This window comes from Streptomyces sp. NPDC002265, from assembly GCF_040296125.1.
Lineage (GTDB): Bacteria > Actinomycetota > Actinomycetes > Streptomycetales > Streptomycetaceae > Streptomyces.
Map to the genome: position 1 here is coordinate 34,237 of NZ_JBEOWS010000026.1, position 16,233 is coordinate 50,469.

General features: G+C 71.2%; 15 protein-coding genes, 1 pseudogene and 2 riboswitches. Of the genes and pseudogenes, 8 read left to right on the forward strand and 8 right to left on the reverse strand.

Annotated features, from left to right (window positions below):
• Positions 1 to 4: 4 nt before the first annotated feature.
• Both ABT085_RS07475 and metE read right to left on the reverse strand, forming a co-directional pair.
• Positions 5 to 337, reverse strand: coding sequence for a hypothetical protein (locus ABT085_RS07475; RefSeq protein WP_351603189.1), 333 nt, complete (start codon positions 335 to 337; stop codon positions 5 to 7).
• 198 nt (positions 338 to 535) lie between these two features.
• Positions 536 to 2,850: pseudogene (gene metE, locus ABT085_RS07480) on the reverse strand (5-methyltetrahydropteroyltriglutamate--homocysteine S-methyltransferase).
• 168 nt (positions 2,851 to 3,018) lie between these two features.
• Positions 3,019 to 3,242, reverse strand: a riboswitch (cobalamin riboswitch).
• A gap of 188 nt (positions 3,243 to 3,430) precedes the next feature.
• A riboswitch (cobalamin riboswitch) is annotated at positions 3,431 to 3,606 on the forward strand.
• A 223-nt stretch (positions 3,607 to 3,829) separates the two neighbouring features.
• Here metE and ABT085_RS07485 point away from each other — a divergent pair.
• On the forward strand, positions 3,830 to 4,183 hold the full coding sequence (locus ABT085_RS07485) for a (2Fe-2S) ferredoxin domain-containing protein (protein WP_351603191.1): 354 nt from the start codon (positions 3,830 to 3,832) through the stop codon (positions 4,181 to 4,183).
• A 21-nt stretch (positions 4,184 to 4,204) separates the two neighbouring features.
• Here the strand turns inward: ABT085_RS07485 and ABT085_RS07490 are convergent, their stop codons facing one another.
• Positions 4,205 to 4,885 carry a cysteine hydrolase family protein gene (locus tag ABT085_RS07490; RefSeq protein ID WP_351603193.1) on the reverse strand — a complete coding sequence of 227 codons (681 nt, stop codon included), beginning with the start codon at positions 4,883 to 4,885 and terminating at the stop codon, positions 4,205 to 4,207.
• Positions 4,886 to 5,051: 166 nt separating this feature from the next.
• Between ABT085_RS07490 and ABT085_RS07495 the strand changes: the two genes are divergently transcribed.
• On the forward strand, positions 5,052 to 5,834 hold the full coding sequence (locus ABT085_RS07495; protein ID WP_351603195.1) for an alpha/beta fold hydrolase: 783 nt from the start codon (positions 5,052 to 5,054) through the stop codon (positions 5,832 to 5,834).
• A gap of 33 nt (positions 5,835 to 5,867) precedes the next feature.
• Here the strand turns inward: ABT085_RS07495 and ABT085_RS07500 are convergent, their stop codons facing one another.
• The 4 genes from ABT085_RS07500 to ABT085_RS07515 all read right to left on the reverse strand — a co-directional run bounded on the left by ABT085_RS07500 (position 5,868) and on the right by ABT085_RS07515 (position 9,082).
• On the reverse strand, positions 5,868 to 6,632 hold the full coding sequence (locus ABT085_RS07500) for an MBL fold metallo-hydrolase (RefSeq protein ID WP_351603197.1): 765 nt from the start codon (positions 6,630 to 6,632) through the stop codon (positions 5,868 to 5,870).
• Between the two features lie 154 nt (positions 6,633 to 6,786).
• Positions 6,787 to 7,176 (reverse strand): hypothetical protein, encoded by a 390-nt coding sequence (locus tag ABT085_RS07505; protein WP_351603199.1) that lies wholly within the window; start codon positions 7,174 to 7,176, stop codon positions 6,787 to 6,789.
• Between the two features lie 143 nt (positions 7,177 to 7,319).
• Positions 7,320 to 8,321 carry an ArsR/SmtB family transcription factor gene (locus tag ABT085_RS07510; RefSeq protein WP_351603201.1) on the reverse strand — a complete coding sequence of 334 codons (1,002 nt, stop codon included), beginning with the start codon at positions 8,319 to 8,321 and terminating at the stop codon, positions 7,320 to 7,322.
• A 293-nt stretch (positions 8,322 to 8,614) separates the two neighbouring features.
• The gene (locus ABT085_RS07515; RefSeq protein ID WP_351603203.1) at positions 8,615 to 9,082 is read right to left on the reverse strand and encodes a MarR family winged helix-turn-helix transcriptional regulator; all 468 of its coding nucleotides are present in this window, start codon (positions 9,080 to 9,082) and stop codon (positions 8,615 to 8,617) included.
• 279 nt (positions 9,083 to 9,361) lie between these two features.
• On the opposite strand from ABT085_RS07515, the gene ABT085_RS07520 reads away from it, so the two are divergent.
• The 6 genes from ABT085_RS07520 to ABT085_RS07545 all read left to right on the forward strand — a co-directional run bounded on the left by ABT085_RS07520 (position 9,362) and on the right by ABT085_RS07545 (position 14,052).
• Positions 9,362 to 10,564: an MFS transporter gene (locus ABT085_RS07520; RefSeq protein ID WP_351603205.1), complete on the forward strand. Its 1,203-nt coding sequence runs from the start codon at positions 9,362 to 9,364 to the stop codon at positions 10,562 to 10,564.
• Between the two features lie 53 nt (positions 10,565 to 10,617).
• Positions 10,618 to 11,055 carry a GlcG/HbpS family heme-binding protein gene (locus ABT085_RS07525; RefSeq protein ID WP_351603207.1) on the forward strand — a complete coding sequence of 146 codons (438 nt, stop codon included), beginning with the start codon at positions 10,618 to 10,620 and terminating at the stop codon, positions 11,053 to 11,055.
• On the forward strand, positions 11,052 to 11,399 hold the full coding sequence (locus tag ABT085_RS07530) for a nuclear transport factor 2 family protein (protein ID WP_351603209.1): 348 nt from the start codon (positions 11,052 to 11,054) through the stop codon (positions 11,397 to 11,399). The genes ABT085_RS07525 and ABT085_RS07530 overlap by 4 nt, the downstream gene beginning before the upstream one ends.
• Positions 11,400 to 11,416: 17 nt before the next feature.
• Complete coding sequence (locus tag ABT085_RS07535) at positions 11,417 to 12,247, forward strand: aldo/keto reductase (RefSeq protein ID WP_351603211.1); 831 nt, start codon at positions 11,417 to 11,419, stop codon at positions 12,245 to 12,247.
• A gap of 337 nt (positions 12,248 to 12,584) precedes the next feature.
• Positions 12,585 to 13,595: an aldo/keto reductase gene (locus tag ABT085_RS07540; RefSeq protein WP_351603213.1), complete on the forward strand. Its 1,011-nt coding sequence runs from the start codon at positions 12,585 to 12,587 to the stop codon at positions 13,593 to 13,595.
• Positions 13,596 to 13,632: 37 nt separating this feature from the next.
• The gene (locus tag ABT085_RS07545) at positions 13,633 to 14,052 is read left to right on the forward strand and encodes an SRPBCC family protein (RefSeq protein WP_351603215.1); all 420 of its coding nucleotides are present in this window, start codon (positions 13,633 to 13,635) and stop codon (positions 14,050 to 14,052) included.
• A 145-nt stretch (positions 14,053 to 14,197) separates the two neighbouring features.
• Here ABT085_RS07545 and ABT085_RS07550 read toward each other — a convergent pair whose 3' ends face one another.
• Positions 14,198 to 15,940: a D-glucuronyl C5-epimerase family protein gene (locus tag ABT085_RS07550; RefSeq protein ID WP_351603217.1), complete on the reverse strand. Its 1,743-nt coding sequence runs from the start codon at positions 15,938 to 15,940 to the stop codon at positions 14,198 to 14,200.
• Between the last annotated feature and the right edge of the window lie 293 nt (positions 15,941 to 16,233).

The following is a 16,233-nucleotide window of genomic DNA, read 5'->3' on the forward strand; positions in this document are numbered from 1 at the left end:
GCGCTCAAGGGGCCACCCCGGAGCCGTCGCAGTACCAGCAGGGCTCATCGGTCTGGGAGGAGATCCAGCGCGTCCGTCCGGTGCCCCCGCAGTGGGAGCAGGCCCCGGCACCGAACCGGAGCTGGTGGTCGTGGGGCTCCTGGAACTGGTGGGCGTCGTACGGCGGGTGGTCGTCCGGGGCGGTGTGCGGGAGGTCGAAGCCGTCGCCCTGCGCCGACGGACCGTCGGCGAGAGGGGGTGTGACGTCGGCGGGCTGAACGGGACTGTCGATGGACGAGGGATCGTACTGCGAGGGATCGAAATGCGCCGGATCGAGGAATGAGGAATAATCCCCCATGCCGCCCCCAACGGGAATAGATCTTTGAGCGGACTCGTACGATATACCCATGGAAGTCGCTCGGGGAATATGGCGCGAATGTTCGACCACCGGAAATAGGCGACTGATTTATCTTCCGTCACATTGATTGACGGAAAAAATCCCGAGGGCCGGGGGAAACGGCGGATGCCTTCCTCCCCCGGCCGACGGGGTCTGCGGTCAGGACGTGGGGAGTTCCGTACGGAGCGTGCGGGCTGCGGCGACCATGTTCTCCAGCGCGGCACGGGTCTCGGGCCAGCCGCGGGTCTTCAGGCCGCAGTCGGGGTTGACCCACAGGCGCTCGGCGGGAATCGCCCGGAGACCGGCCCGCAGCAGTTCGGCGGCCTCCTGCGCGCTCGGCACGCGGGGGGAGTGGATGTCGTAGACGCCGGGCCCGGCCTCGCGCGGGTAGCCGTGGGCGGCGAGTTCACGGGCGACCTGCATGTGGGAGCGGGCGGCCTCCAGGCTGATGACGTCGGCGTCGAGGTCGTCGATGGCCTCGACGACGTCGCCGAACTCGGCGTAGCACATGTGGGTGTGGATCTGGGTGCCCGGGCGTACACCACCGGTGGTGAGCCGGAACGCCTCCGTGGCCCAGGCCAGATACGCGGCGTGGCCGGCGGCCCGCAGCGGCAGGGTCTCGCGCAGGGCGGGCTCGTCCACCTGGATCACCGAGGTCCCGGCCCTCTCGAGGTCGCCCACCTCGTCGCGCAGGGCGAGGGCGACCTGCCGGGCGGTCTCGGCGAGGGGCTGGTCGTCGCGGACGAATGACCAGGCGAGCATGGTGACCGGCCCGGTGAGCATGCCCTTGACCGGGCGTGAGGTCAGGGACTGGGCGTACGTCGTCCAGCGCACGGTCATCGGCTCGGGGCGGGAGATGTCGCCGGCCAGGATCGGCGGGCGGACGTAGCGGGTGCCGTAGGACTGGACCCAGCCGTGCCGGGTGGCGAGGCAGCCGGTCAACTGCTCGGCGAAGTACTGGACCATGTGCGTTCGGCCTCGCCGTGCACCAGGACGTCGAGGCCCGCCTTCTCCTGGAAGGAGATCACCTCGCCGATCTCCGCCTCGATGCGCTCTTCGTAGCCGGCCGTGTCGATCCGTCCGGCATGCAGGTCGGCGCGGGCGGTGCGCAGTTCGGCGGTCTGCGGGAACGAGCCGATGGTCGTCGTCGGCAGCAGCGGCAGCCCGAGACGGGTACGCTGCGCGCCGGCGCGATCGCCGTAGGCCTGCGAGCGGCGGGCGTCGGCATCGGTGATCGCCCGGGTCCGGGCCCGGACGACGGGGTTGTTGGTGATCGGCGAAACCGCCCGGGACGCCAGATCGGCGCGGTTGGCGGAGAGTTCGGCGGCGATGGTGTCGGTGCCCTGGCCCAGGCCCTTGGCGAGCGTGACGATCTCGGCCGTCTTCTGTCTCGCGAAGGCGAGCCAGCGCAGGATCTGGGGCTCGATGTCACGTTCCACTGCGGCGTCGAGCGGGACGTGCAGCAGGGAGCAGGACGCCGCCACGTCGACCCGCTCCGCCAGGCCCAGCAGCGTGCCGAGGGTGGACAGTGACTTCTGCAGGTCGTTCACCCAGATGTTGCGGCCGTCGACGACACCGGCGACCAGCCGCTTGCCCGGCAGTCCGCCGACCGCCGCGAGGTCGTCGAGGTTGGCGGCGCCGGCCGCGGTGAAGTCCAGGGCCAGACCGTCCACCGGGGCTTGGGCGAGGACGGGCAGGGCCTCGCCGAGCCGGTCGAAGTAGGAGGCGACCAGCAGCCTGGGCCGGTCGGTGAGCGTGCCGAGGTCGCGGTAGGCGCGGGCGGCGGCGTCGAGTTCGGCCCGGGTGCGGTCCTGGACCAGGGCGGGCTCGTCGAGCTGTACCCACTCGGCGCCGGCCGCGCGCAGGTCGGTGAGGACCTCGGCGTACGCCGGGAGCAGCCGGTCGAGGAGGGCGAGCGGCTCGAAGTCGGTGGGTGCGCCCGGGGCAGGCTTGGCCAGCAGGAGGTAGGTGACCGGGCCGACCACGACGGGCCTGGCCGTGAGGCCCAGCGCCAGGGCTTCCGTCAGCTCGGCGACCTGCTTGGCCGTATCGGCGGCGAACACGGTGTCCGGGCCGAGTTCGGGGACCAGGTAGTGGTAGTTCGTGTCGAACCACTTGGTCATCTCCAGCGGCGCGACGTCCTGGGTGCCGCGGGCCATGGCGAAGTAGCCGTCGAGTGCGTCCGCCTCGACGGCGGCCCGGTGCCGCTCGGGGATCGCACCGACCATGACGGTGGTGTCCAGGACGTGGTCGTAGTACGAGAAGTCGCCGGTCGGGATCTCGTGCACGCCGGCGTCGGCGAGCCGGCGCCAGTTCGCACGGCGCAGTTCTGCGGCGGTGTCCTGGAGCGCGGCCGCGGTGACGCGGCCCTTCCAGTAGCCCTCGATCGCCTTCTTCAGTTCCCGGCCCTGACCCTGGCGGGGGTAGCCGTACACGGTGGCCCGTGCTGCCGCGGCTGCGGACTTCGCTGTCACGGAGATCTCCTTCGCGAGACGATTCCCTGAGATCCCGGCGACGGGACGAGAGCGCGAAGGGGTGACGGAGCCGGGCGGAGGCGACCTTGCGCGGCACAGCGCGGTCGTCCGCTCGGTATGTACGCCGACCCGCCCACGAGGTCACCGGGATGTCCGCGCGCGGAGTGGTCCGCACACGGGCAGTTGGCAGGTCTTCGGACTCACGGGCACGCCCTCCTGACCGGAGGACACCTACTGGCCGTCGCTTCCCAGGCCCGGTACGTCGGGTCCAGTGCGTATGACGGCGGTCGTTCCTGTTCACCGCTGCGGGGCAGTCCCGGATTCCCACCGGGTTCCCTCTTGCGACGCATCCCGTCTGGCGGACGGGGCGAACCAGCTGCACCCGCCAGCCTAGAGGGCCGGACATGGGTCCGGAGGGCTGCGTGCCTCATTCGGATGGTGAGCTGGTGCACGTGGGTGAGATGTTTGCAGCGGGCCGAGGACGGGCATTCCCGCACGCGCGTTGTCCGCCTCTTCCCCTGGCCAGGCCAGGCAGGGCCGGCCGGATCCTCATCCGCACGACCCGACCGTACGACGGACTTGATAGCCTCGGCGGGCCAGTCGAGCCACACCCGAGGCCAGGGAATCCGGTGCGAATCCGGAACTGACGCGCAGCGGTGAGGGGGACGGGCGGGGCACGACGCCACTGGGAGACCGGGAAGGCGCCCCGGCCGGACGAACCCGAGTCCGAAGACCTGCTGGCACCTTCGCGCCGCGGCGCGGAGGGACGTCCGCAGGCCAGGCTCCGCGTACGAGCCCCGACCCCAGAGGCATGCCCGTGCTCCGTACCCCGCCCCTCTCCGCACCGAGGTCGCCCGCGACCCGGGACACCCCGCGATCCGCTTCCTGCATTCGGTCGTCCGCACTGGATCCCGCCCGAAGGGGAGCGTGATGAGCGATGCCGCGACAGCGCCATGAAGCAGCCGGCCCGGAGCGGGCCATGGCCGGACCGGTACCGTGCCGGGCCGTCGTCTGCCGGGACTGCTGCTGCGGAACCCCGAAGGTCACCGGCGTGGACCACGACCGCCAACTCGCGCGCCTGGCCGAGGAGGTACCCGTACGCGTCTCGGACTGCCTCGGCGTGTGCGAACACGCCAACGTGGTCGTCGTCCAGCCCTCCGCCGCCGCACGTGCCGCAGGAGCCCGCCCGGTCTGGCTCGGGCTCGTCAACGACCCCGATGCCACCGAGGACATCGCCGCCTGGATCCAGGCCGGCGGCCCCGGCGTCGCCCCCTGCCCCGCCATTCTCGACCTCTACGTGTTCACCCCGCCCCGCAAGGCGGCAACCTCCTGAAGGCCGGCGTGCCGATCGATGTCAGCCCGCGTCTGCGGTGTGCCCCGCCAGCAGCCCTTCGAGTGCGGCGGTGTCGAGCATCCGGACGCCGATGCCCGCGAGTTCCGTCAGGGCCGAGTCCGTCACCCGGGAGACCGCGTCCCGCACCAGCGCGACCCGGAAGTCCCGTTCCGACGCCTGCACGATGCTGGCCCGCGGGCAGTTGGGCAGGTTGCACCCGGCGAACACCAGCGTGTCGACTCCGAGTTCACGCAGCAGCTCCTCCAGGCAGGTGCGGTAGAAGGCACCCCAGCGCGGCTTGAAGACCGCATGGTCGTACGGCCCCAACCGCTGAGGCCGCCCGGACAGCAGCAGCGCCGGGTCCAGGGCGGGCGCGTCCTGCGGCAGGAGCCCGTCGGCCGGCTCGCTGCCCGGAGTGCCGGGCGCGGCGATCCGCACCCCGGACTCCAGCAGCCCGCGCCGCACCAGATCGGCGTTGCCCCCGCCCTCCTCGTACAAGCGCACCACGTGCACCACAGGGCGCCCGGCAGCGCGGAAGGCGGACACGGTCCGCCGCAGCGCGGGCAGGATCTCCGTGGTCCCCGGCACCCCGTACGGGGCTTCGGAGAGGAAGTCGCGCTGCACATCGATCGTGATGAGCGCGGAGGTCGCGAAGTGCGGTGCGGTGTAGGACTCTTGGGGCTCTGTTCCGGTCGACGTCATGGCCCGACCCTATGCGACCGCCCGGCCCAGGACACCGGGCTCAGCGGGCGGGCTTCTCCCAGGTCAGCGGGTCATGCCCGGGTGCCGGGCGGCGTCGGTGCTCCAGCACGGGTCTGCGGTGGGCCGACGGACCGGAGCACCGTAGAGGTGTTGATAGGTTGGCTCGATGGAGCGTGCGGTAGGGGACGTGCCGGTGCACTACGTGGAGTACGGCGAGGGCAGGCCGGTGCTGGTGCTGCACGGGGCGGGGGTCGACCACCGCGAGGCCGTTGCCTGCTTCGAACCGGCTCTGGGCACGCGTGACGGCTACCGGCGGATCTATCCTGACCTCCCCGGAATGGGGCGCACCCCCGCACCTGCGTCTGTGCGCAGCGCCGAGGACGTTCTCGACGTGCTGCTCGGCTTCGCCGACGAGGTCGCGGGTGCGGACGGCCTTCTCGTCGTCGGCCACTCGGCCGGCGCCTACTACGCCCAGGGGATCGCAGCTCGACGGCCCGACCGGGTCGCCGGGCTGGCCCTCGTGTGTCCACTGCTCACCGGGGTTCGGGACATCCCGGCGCATCACGCGGTGGTCGCGGCCGGCGATTTGGGCACCGAGGAGTTCCGCCGCTATTTCGTGGTCCAGTCGCCGGCGATGCTCGACCGCTACGAGCGGTTCGTCGCCCCGGCGATCCCCCTGGTCGACGAGGCCGCCATGGAACGGATCGGCGGGCGATGGGAACTCGAGGCGACCGAGGGGCGGGCGTACCAGGGTCCGGCACTCGTCGTGGCCGGCAGGCAGGACTCCGTCGTCGGGTACGTGGCGGCCGCGGACCTGCTCGACCGGTACCCGCGGGCCACCCTGGCCGTGCTGGACGGTGCCGGCCACGCGCTTCCGCACGAGCAGCCGGGGATCCTGGCAGGGCTGATCGACAACTGGCTGGCCCGGGCGGCCCTTGCGGCCGTGTAGGAGGCGATGACGCCGGAGTCCGTCGTTCATCCTTCATCCGGACGAGAGCCGGGCCTGCTCCAGGTTGGACCGGTGGGGGCCGACGAGCCAGTCCTGGTCGAGCCGCGAGTCGACCGGTTCCGCTGCCCGCCGCAGCGCGTCGACGTACGCCTGATCGGCTGCGAGGCGCGCCGCCACCTCCGGCCCCTCGGCAACGGTCCCGTGGCCGGGGATCACGACATCGACGTGCCGGGCGGCCTCGCCGAGCCGGTCGAGCGCCTTCGCGTAGGCCTCCACCTGATCGTCCTGGCGGACGTCGAGGAGCGGGATCAGGACGTCGGAGAGCATGTCGCCGGCGAGCAGGACGCCACGGTCCGCGAGGAGGACCGCGGTGTGGCCGACAGCGTGTGCCCGATGTTCGATGATCTCGCCCGGCACCGGTCCGCCGTCCGCGGGCAGCGGGGTGACGAGCGCGACCAGGTCGAGAGGGACGTCGGACGCGCTCTCGGCCGCCATCGCCCGCGCCCGCTCCCGGGCTTGGCCGGCGAGCCGGGCGGCGGCCGGGGCGGCGTAGCGCGGCACGTCGCCGAACCGGGGATGCCAGAGCAGATGGTCCCAGTGGGGATGAGTGCAGAACCCGGCGACCACCGGGATGCCGAGGCGGTCCACATCATCGGCGAGTCCGTCCAACTCGGCGCCGTGGATGCCGGGATCGATCAGGACCAGCCCGTCCGCCCCGCGCACCACGACGGAATTGGCCCAGACCCACTCGCTCTGCCGGACCCAGACGCCGTCGGCCACCTGCTTGAGCTTGCCCATCTCCACTCCCAGCGCTCGGTTGCAGTGCTGAGACCGTGTTCGGCAGCCGGATTCATCGCCGGCGACGCCGGTTTCACCCGGGTCCGGTCCTGCGGTGCCCGGCCGCCTCTGCAGCGCGGCCGGGCATCCTCGGCTGCCGCGAGGGCACCTGGGGTCAGTAGGCGACGAGGCCCCGGACTTGAGAGGTGTTGAAGACGAGCCAGAACTTGGTGCCGTCCTTCACGTCCGTGGCCGCGAGCCCCCAGGTGTTGGCGTAGACGGTGCGCATGCTGTTGCAGTAGTAGCCGCCGCTGGACGGCTCGAAGCAGGTCTGCACCTTCACCGTCGTGGTGATCTTCACGTTGATGTCGTTGCAGTACGACGTCGTGTAGCGGTAGTTGGGGTCACCTGCGGGCCAGTGCCAGTTGTCGTCGGTGCCGGTGATGGTCTTGGCACTGTCGTAGCAGGATGTGGCCGCCGAGGCGGGTGACGCGGGGGCGAGCAGCAGGACCCCGGCCACGGCGGAGGCCGCCGCGGTGACCGCGATCATCTTTCGTCTGTTCATGATTCTCCCCGTGTTGATGCAGGTACGCGGTCTCTCCGCGCTCGGGAACTGCACGCGCCCAGCGTCGCGGGGCGGAGTGCGGGTCACAACACTGTCCAATCCTGATGCGAAAGGCCTGCCCACAGGGGAGGTTGGGCGGCCGGTCAGTACGTGCCGGAGCGCGTGCAGGAGGTGCCGTTGTGTTCCAGCAGGCGCAGTCCCAGCCCGGTCGCGGTGTACAGGGTGCGCGGTCCGTCCGGCACCGAGGTCGCCAGCCCGGCCTCGCAGAGCACGTTCAGGTGGTAGCTGGTGATGCTGACCGGCTTGCCGGCGCGACGGGCCAGTTCCCCGCACGAGTCACCGGCGGCCGCCGCCCGCAGCACGGCTGCCCGGGTGGCGCCCAGCAGGGCGGCGAGAGCGTCGCGGCCGGTTCCCTCCTGCGGAGTGCCCCACCACTGGGGGGTGCGGTGGACGGGGTAGACCACGACAGGGGGCAGCTCGGGATCGATCCAGGTGACGGGCAGGCGCCAGCAGAACGCGGAGGGGATCAGCAGCAGCCCGCGGCCGTCGAGATGCACGTCTCGGTCCTGCGGATAGTCGGCCTCCAGCACTGGATCCTGCCAGCGCAGGCACGGCCGGAGGCTGTCGAGCACGGCGGCGACACCTCCCCGCATGAACGCCCGGGCCCGCAGCGCCTGGTCGGCGGCCACCAGTGCCTCGACGCGCGGCCAGTACGGCCCGAGCACGTGCGTGTGGTAACCGTCCAGGGCCTGGCCGAGCAGGGCCAGGCCCGCACGCTCGCCCCGGACGAGCGGACCCGCCCATCGGGGCAACGGACCCAGCGCCGTGAGTTCGCGCGTCAGACGGTCCCGCGGTGTCGACAGGACCGCGTCCAGGCCTGCCTCGATGCCGTCCTGGCCGGCGAGGGGGGTGAGCAGATCCGGGAAGTCACCCCTCGGGGGCGCGAGGGTGCGGACCATGGTGCCGAGCCAGGGCGGGAGGGTCCGTATCCGGGCGCGGGCATCGCCACGCCAACGGTCGAACACCGCACGGCCCTCGCGGTTGCCGAGCAGATTCGCGCTCAGCACCAGTTCCCATAACGGATCCGGACGGGCTGCGACACGGGTCCTGCCCAGGTCGGCGGCGGTGAAGTGAAATCGCAGCACGCCCACGCGGTTCCCCCTCGGTCCACATTGCGCGGAGCCCCACCCGGCTACGCCGAGACCGGCACTCGGCCCGTGACGATCGCCCGGCGAGCAGGTGCGGCGCCGGGGCGAGTCGTGCCGGACCCGTGCCGGATCTCCGGATCTCCGGATCTCCGGATCTCCGGAGCATTCGGTCGACCGGTCGCTCCGGATCTCCGGAGCCCTCGGCCGGCCGGTCCCCGAGACTCTATGCCGGGAGATGCGCTGCGGGCACCCTGCGGTGGAACGAGGTCGGCCCGCCCGTGTTCCGACGGTTACGGGCGGGCCGCCGGGGCGTCCGCGGCCTCGACGGCTTCGACGAGCGAGGCCAGTTCCGGGTTCTTCGCCGCCTCGTCGAGCGCCTCCCGCAGGGCCGCGTCGTTGGTCGGCCGGGCCTGTTCGAGGAGCGCCAGGCCGGACGCGGTGACGTCGGTGTAGATGCCGCGGCGGTCGGTCGGGCACAGGTACCGGGACAGCAGGCCCCGGTCCTCGAGCCGGGAGACGAGGCGGGTGGTGGCGCTCTGGCTGAGCACGACGGCGTCGGCGACCTGCTTCATCTGGAGGTGTCCGCCCTCGCGGTCGTGCTGACGGCTGAGCACGTCGAGGAGCGAGTACTCGCGGACGCTGAGCTCGTGCCCGGACTGCAGAGCGCGCTCGATACGTGTCTCGATCTTGCCGTGCAGGAGGGAGAGCGCGCCCCATCCGCTGGCGAGGGCGGTGAGGGCGGGGTCTGTGGCGGTCATGGGTCCGTATCTCCTTCCGGGGGACAGGGTCCAGGATAGGCGCGAAAAAAATTACCGGCCAGGGCCCATAGGGGGCGGACGCAAGTATCCCGGCGCGTCGCGCCCCGGCCCCGCCGGTGCTGCCGCCTGCACTCGTGCGCCGGGTGCGGCCCGCGAGCTCCCTCCGAGACGCCGGTCATGCCGTGCGAGGGTTAGCCGCGCTTGCACTTATAGCGCGCATGCAACTATTGTCTAAGCGTCTAAAGAGCTCCCTCAAGCAACATCTGGAAGGCCGAGACCATGCCCCTCGCACTCCTCGCCCTGGCCATCGGCGCCTTCGGAATCGGCACCACCGAATTCGTGATCATGGGGCTGCTGCCCGACATCGCCGCCACCTACGACGTCTCGATCCCCACGGCGGGCCTGCTGGTCACCGGCTACGCCCTCGGCGTCGTCGTCGGCGCGCCGCTGCTGACGGTGCTCGGCAACAAGGTGAGCCGCAAGCGGATGCTCATGCTGCTGATGGGCCTGTTCGTGCTCGGCAACATACTGTCCGCGCTCGCCCCCAGCTTCGGGATGATGCTGGCCGGTCGCGTGATCACCTCGCTCGCCCACGGTTCCTTCTTCGGCCTCGGGTCCGTCGTCGCCGCCGACCTCGTCGCCCCGGACAAGAAGGCCGGCGCCATCGCCACCATGTTCACCGGTCTGACGGTCGCCAACATCGTGGGCGTGCCGCTGGGCACCTTCGTCGGGCAGGCGGTCGGCTGGCGCATCACCTTCGCGATCGTCGCCGCGCTCGGCGTGATCGGACTGCTCGGCATCCTCAAGCTCGTACCCGCGACACCCCGCCCCGAGGGCGCCCACCTGCGTCGGGAACTCACCGCCTTCCGCAACCCGCAGGTCCTGTTCGCCATGGCGATGACCGTGCTCGGCTTCGGCGGTGTCTTCGCCGCGATCACCTACATCGCGCCGATGATGACCCATGTCGCCGGCTACTCCGACGGCTCCGTCACCTGGCTCCTGGTCCTCTTCGGTATCGGCATGTTCCTCGGCAATCTGCTGGGCGGCCGGTACGCCGACCGGGCCCTGATGCCGATGCTGTACGTCACGCTCGGCGGCCTCGCGGTCGTGCTGGCGCTGTTCACGGTGTTCGCGCACGACAAGATCCTGGCCGCGCTCGCCATCCTGCTCGTCGGTGCGCTCGGCTTCGCCACCGTGCCGCCGCTGCAGAAGCGGGTGCTCGACCAGGCGCACGGCGCCCCCACGCTGGCCTCCGCCGTCAACATCGGCGCCTTCAACCTGGGCAACGCGCTGGCCGCCTGGCTCGGGGGACTCGTGATCTCCGCAGGCTTCGGCTACACGTCCCCGAACTGGGTCGGCGCCGTCCTCGCCGCCGCCGCGCTGGGCCTGGCCCTGTGGTCCGCGGCCCTGGAGCGCCGTGCCCCCGCGGCCGGACCGGCCGCCACCGGCGACGTCCCGGCCCGTACCCCCGTACACCACTGACCTCACCGACCTCCCTCCCCTTCCAGCGCCGCACATCACCAAGGAGAAGCGCCATGAGCACCACCGCCCCCGTCACCGTCACCGTCACCCCGCTGACGACCGCCGACGCCGAGATCCTGATCGACGCCGCCCGCCGGGCCGCCGAGGCGGCAGGGGTCGCCGTCAGCGTCACCGTCCTGGACGCCGGTGGTCACCTGCTCGCCTTCCGCCGCGACGACCGGGCGGTCCTGATCTCCGGCGAGACCAGCACCCGCAAGGCGTACACGGCCCTGCAGCTCGACGCCCCGACCGCCGACCTGGTCGAGCTCGTCAAGCCCGACGGACCCTTCCACTCCCTGCCGACCGCGCTCGACCGGCCGCTGCTGTTCATCGCCGGCGGCATCCCCGTCCACCGCGACGGCCGGCTCGTCGGCGCCGTGGGCGTGGGCGGCGGCGCGCCCGAGCAGGACCACGCCTTCGCCACCACCGCACTCGAGGAGCTCGCCCGATGACCCGCACCCCGCAGGAGGTCTTCGCCGACCACGGCACCCGCCTCGGCACCGGCGACCTCGACCTGATCAGCCGCAATTACACCGAGGACGCGGTCTTCGTGACGCCCGACGGCGTGCTGACCGGCCGCCGGGGCGTCCAGGAGGGCATCGGCCGGCTGCTGGCCGACCTTCCCGACGCCGAGTGGCAGCTGACCCCCCGCTTCGCCGCGGACGTCCTGTTCCTCGAGTGGTCCGCGACCGGCGCCACCCATCAGGTCGCCGACGGCGTCGACACCTTCGTCTTCCGCGACGGCCTCATCAGCGCCCAGACCGTCCGCTACACCCTCACCCCGCGCAACCCGTGAAGGAAGAACCGCACACCATGGCACCCGCCACCGTCCCCACCGTGACCCTGAACAACGGCGTCGAGATCCCCCAGCTCGGCTTCGGCGTCTTCCAGGTCCCCGACGACGCGACCGCCGCCGCCGTCACCGCCGCCCTCGAAACCGGCTACCGCAGTATCGACATCGCCGCCGTCTACGGCAACGAAGCCGGTGTCGGCCGCGCGCTGGCCGCCTCCGGGCTGCCCCGCGACGAGCTGTTCGTCACCACGAAGCTGTGGAACGCCGACCAGGGGTACGACGCCACCCTGCGCGCCTTCGACGCGAGCCTCGCCAAGCTCGGCCTCGACCATGTGGACCTGTACCTGATCCACTGGCCGGCACCCGCCCGTGACCTGTACCGGGACTCCTGGCGTGCCCTCGAACGGCTCGCCGGGGAGGGACGCATCCGCGCGGCCGGCGTCTCCAACTTCCAGCCCGGCCATCTGCTGCGGCTGATGGGCGACTCCACGCTGGTCCCGGCCGTCAACCAGATCGAGCTGCACCCCGGCCTTCAGCAGGCCGAGCTGCGCGCCTTCCACGCCGAGCACGGAATCGCGACCGAGGCGTGGAGCCCGCTGGCCCAGGGCGCCGTCCTCGACGACCGCACCGTCGGCGACCTGGCCGCCCGCCACGGCAAGTCGCCCGCCCAGGTCGTCCTGCGCTGGCACCTCCAGCTCGGCAACATCGTCATCCCCAAGTCGGTGACCCCGGCCCGGATCCGCGAGAACTTCGACGTCCTCGACTTCGCCCTCACGGACGAGGAGATGTACGCCGTGGCCGCGCTCGACCGCGGTCTGCGCACCGGCCCGCACCCCGACGAACTCGACTGAGCCGACCCGTCGTCCCTCCCCGCGGGGCTCCACTCCGGGCAGACGCCCCGGAGCGGAGCCCCGTTCTGCGTCCGTCTGCCTCGCCGCGAAGTGCTGCACGAGTTCTGCGCCGTGAAGTGCTGCGACGAGTCATGCGGGGGACGTGCCGCACGAGCTTGCGGGGGACGTGGTCCACATGCCCCCACGCTGGAGGCGTGGACACGCCCAGCAAACACCCGTCGTTTGCAATAGCCCGCGAATGCAAGTATTGTTTTCACGTGTAAGGCGCGTATGCATGTAAATGCCAGCTCGCGCCCGCCCTGCACCGCACCACCCCCACACAGGCAAAGGCACCGTCATGTCGCTCAAGAAGATCCTTCCCGGCCGTCTCGGCTTCGGCACCGCCCCGCTCGGCAACATGTTCCGCGCGATCTCCGACGACGAGGCCCGCGCCACCGTCGAAGCGGCCTGGGACCACGGCATCCGCTTCTACGACACCGCCCCCTTCTACGGCGCCGGCCTCGCCGAGACCCGCCTCGGCGAGGTCCTGTCGGCCAAGCCCCGCGACTCCTACGTCCTGTCCAGCAAGGTCGGCCGCGTCATCCTCGACGAGCACGAAAGCGCCACTCGCGATCTCGGCGAGAAGGGCGGCCTGTTCGAGCACGGCAACCCGAACAAGATCGTCCACGAATGGACCGCCGAGGCCACCGAGCGCTCCGTAGAGGACAGCCTCCGGCGCCTCGGCACCGACCGCCTCGACATCGTCTGGGTCCACGACATCGCCCAGGACTTCCATGGCGACCTGTGGCTCCAGAAGTTCGAGGAGGCCCGCACCGGCGCCTTCCGCGTCCTGACCCGGCTGCGCGACGAGGGCGTCATCAAGGCCTGGGGCCTGGGCGTCAACCGCACCGAGCCCATCGAGCTGACGCTCGCCCTCGACGAGCCCCGCCCCGACGGCTTCCTCCTCGCGGGCCGTTACACCCTCCTCGACCACGAGCACGCCCTCCAGCGCCTGCTGCCCATGGCCCAGGAGCAGGGCGTCGACATGGTCGTCGGCGGCCCCTACAGCTCCGGCGTCCTCGCCGGCGGCACTCACTTCGAGTACCAGCAGGCCCCGGCCGAGATCGTCGAGCGGGTCGGCGCGCTGAAAGCCCTGGCCGAGAAGCACGGCGTGAGCATCAAGGCCGCCGCCCTGCAGTTCTCCCTCGCCCACCCGGCGGCCGCGGCCGTCATCCCGGGCGCCACCCGCCCCAGCCGCATCGCCGAGGACACCGCGGCCCTGAACGAGACCGTGCCGGCCGCGTTCTGGACCGAACTGCGCGCCGCAGGCCTGGTCAGCCCGGCCGCCCCACTCCCGAACAACGCCTGACCCCGCCCCCCACGCTCCGCCCCCAGGAAAGAAGACCATGGCCTCCACCTCCGTCTCCCGCGTCGTCCCTGCCTCCCCCCAGCGGGTCTGGGACCTCATCGGCGGTTTCGACGCCCTCCCCGACTGGCTCCCCTACATCCCCGAGAGCACCGCGCTCGAAGGCGGCCGGGTCCGCCGCCTGACCAACCCGGACGGCGATGTCATCGTCGAGCGTCTGGTCGCCTTCGACGAGGCCGGGCGTCACTACAGCTACGCCATCCTGGAGGCTCCGTTCCCGGTCACGGGATACCTCTCCACCCTCCGCGTCCACCCGGTCGCCGGCCGGGACGACGTCGCCGAGGTCCAGTGGTCCGGCCGCTTCACCCCCGACGGCATCACCGACGCCGAGGCCGAGGACCTGTTCACGGGCATCTACCGCGACGGCCTCGAAGCCCTTCACCAGGCACTGTCCGCCTGACCCGGAGCCGACCCGCGCACCGCCGTGACGTCGGCCGAACCGCACGGCCCGGACACGCGACACGCGTGCCCGGGCCGCGGTCCGTCCGGGCCGCCGCGCACGTTCACTTGAGGACGGCGGCTCCGTGGCGTACGACGAGGACCGCTCAATGCCCGTCGGTGATCACCTGGTTGGCCGGGATCCAGTACCCGGCGAGCTCCGGCGAGGTGATCCGCACCATCGACCGGCCGTTCACGACCGCCCGGCGGTCGAACTGCAGGGTGTGCGACGCCGCGTACTTCAGGGTCTTGAGTGTGCCTGCCAGGCCGTTGGTGCCGAAGCTGATCGCCTCGGCGGAGGCGTTCGCGGCGACCGTGAGCGTGCGCGGCACCTTGTAGGTGACGCCGACGTGTTCACCGCGCAGGAACACCTTCGGGTACGCCTCCCCGATCCAGTAGCCCTTGTACGCCCCGGCACTGATCCGGTACCAGACGCCCGCGCCCTGGATGCGCCGACGCATGTCGGTCGGTGCCTGGGTGGCCCGCGTGAAGGTGACCTTCTTGGTGCCGAGGATCTTGTCCGCCTTGGCCTTGGTCCAGCTGCCGTCGGGCTTGGTGTCCGGCTTGTACAGGGTGTGCGTGCCGGCGGCTATGGCGATCACCGAGCCGGACTTCACGCCCGGCGGGACGTCCTCGATGAGCATGTCCAGCTGGTGGGCGAAGACCGAGCTGTTCGTCTGCCAGTTCAACTGCTGCCAGAGCGTGATGTGGTGGTGGTGATAGGTGTTCGCCGGAATCCGATGCGTCTGGCAGTAGTACGAGAACCAGCGCGGGTTGCGCACCAGGCTGAAGTACCGGGCGATCGTCGTGCAGGCGCCGTCGTACAACTGGGCGGCGAGCTCGTTCCCGGTCAGCTGGTGGTAGTCCCAGACGCCGAACAGGGCGAAGATCATGCCGTTGTACGTGTAGTCGCCGGTCCCGGCCGCCTTGAACGGGTACTCCTGGATCCAGAGGTATCCCGCCCTGTCCTTGTTCACCACCCACGGGCTGGCGTTGTCGGCGCGCAGCAGCGAGGCGAAGGCGCCGTCGGCGGCCGTGCGGTACAGGGCCCGCTGCTCCGCGTCGAGCCCGTCCTCCAGAGCGGCGAGCTGGGCGAACAGGCTGATCGCCTCACCCTGAGCCATCCCGGAGTACCAGGGCGCCTTGTAGACGACTCCGCTGTGCTCGGCGTGGGTGAAATCGAACGGGTACGGGAAGTACCAGGCGCCACGGGTCTCGACCCGCTTGGAGATCAGCCGGTCGGCCTGTGCCCTGGCGCGATCGAGGAACACCGCCTTGCGGGCCGGGTCGGTCTCGACGCGGTAGGCGGCGATGCAGCCGAGGCCGAACTGGATCTGGCCCACGGGGTGATCGTAGGACGTCCCGTCGGCCATGTACTTCATGTACACGCCGTCGGCGTTCAGGTGGTAGTCGCCGGACGCGAGGTTCACATTGGCCCAGGTCGTGGGCCGGTTGCGCCACGGCCGCATGGCCTCCGGCAGGTCGGGGACGATCTGGTAGCCGGCCTTCTGGAACTCGAACGGCAGCGTGGTCGGGACGTCCGTCTCGGTCGGCGTGCCGATCGCGTACGGCATACGAGTGGTCGCGCTCGGCGCGCTGACGGTGCCGCCCGCCAGCGGGTCCGGCAGTTCCGGCACGGGTATGGTCTCCTCGCCCGAGCCGGACGGCAGGCTCAGTGCGATCGACCGCGGCATGTTGGCGAACGGGTCGACGGGCGCGGGTGACTCGAAGACTCCCGTTGCCATCGCGGTGACGGCCCCGCCGCCCCCGACCGCCACCCCCGCGGCGCCGCCGCCGGCCAGCCGGATGAACCGTCTCCGGCCGATTTCGGCACGCCTCTTTCCTGCCATGACTCCGGCCCCCCAAGACCTCAAGCGTGTTGATCAGCAGTCACGGACGAAAGGCGCTGATCAGCGATGTGCGGAGTTTAGGTGAAGCGTGAACGTTTTTGGGAGGGCTCGGAAGGCATCAATTGATGCGCGCGATGGGAAAGTTGCGACATAACGAGGTGTTGCGGGAGGTTCCCCGGTGAGGGGGAGGGGTCGTGGGGCGGCTGAAGACGTCGGGGGGGGGGGCGGCGCGGGCTCGGCGTACTCTAGGATGGGGGGTGGGTGGGGGGGTGGGTGGAGGGGTGGGGGGGTGT

What these genes read in the sequence shown, in the direction of transcription:
- ABT085_RS07475 (WP_351603189.1), bottom strand. Translation starts at nt 337, where the DNA reads ATGGGGGATTATTCCTCATTCCTCGATCCGGCGCATTTCGATCCCTCG.
- ABT085_RS07485 (WP_351603191.1), top strand. Translation starts at nt 3,830, where the DNA reads ATGGCCGGACCGGTACCGTGCCGGGCCGTCGTCTGCCGGGACTGCTGC.
- ABT085_RS07490 (WP_351603193.1), bottom strand. Translation starts at nt 4,885, where the DNA reads ATGACGTCGACCGGAACAGAGCCCCAAGAGTCCTACACCGCACCGCAC.
- ABT085_RS07495 (WP_351603195.1), top strand. Translation starts at nt 5,052, where the DNA reads ATGGAGCGTGCGGTAGGGGACGTGCCGGTGCACTACGTGGAGTACGGC.
- ABT085_RS07500 (WP_351603197.1), bottom strand. Translation starts at nt 6,632, where the DNA reads ATGGGCAAGCTCAAGCAGGTGGCCGACGGCGTCTGGGTCCGGCAGAGC.
- ABT085_RS07505 (WP_351603199.1), bottom strand. Translation starts at nt 7,176, where the DNA reads ATGAACAGACGAAAGATGATCGCGGTCACCGCGGCGGCCTCCGCCGTG.
- ABT085_RS07515 (WP_351603203.1), bottom strand. Translation starts at nt 9,082, where the DNA reads ATGACCGCCACAGACCCCGCCCTCACCGCCCTCGCCAGCGGATGGGGC.
- ABT085_RS07520 (WP_351603205.1), top strand. Translation starts at nt 9,362, where the DNA reads ATGCCCCTCGCACTCCTCGCCCTGGCCATCGGCGCCTTCGGAATCGGC.
- ABT085_RS07525 (WP_351603207.1), top strand. Translation starts at nt 10,618, where the DNA reads ATGAGCACCACCGCCCCCGTCACCGTCACCGTCACCCCGCTGACGACC.
- ABT085_RS07530 (WP_351603209.1), top strand. Translation starts at nt 11,052, where the DNA reads ATGACCCGCACCCCGCAGGAGGTCTTCGCCGACCACGGCACCCGCCTC.
- ABT085_RS07535 (WP_351603211.1), top strand. Translation starts at nt 11,417, where the DNA reads ATGGCACCCGCCACCGTCCCCACCGTGACCCTGAACAACGGCGTCGAG.
- ABT085_RS07540 (WP_351603213.1), top strand. Translation starts at nt 12,585, where the DNA reads ATGTCGCTCAAGAAGATCCTTCCCGGCCGTCTCGGCTTCGGCACCGCC.
- ABT085_RS07545 (WP_351603215.1), top strand. Translation starts at nt 13,633, where the DNA reads ATGGCCTCCACCTCCGTCTCCCGCGTCGTCCCTGCCTCCCCCCAGCGG.
- ABT085_RS07550 (WP_351603217.1), bottom strand. Translation starts at nt 15,940, where the DNA reads ATGGCAGGAAAGAGGCGTGCCGAAATCGGCCGGAGACGGTTCATCCGG.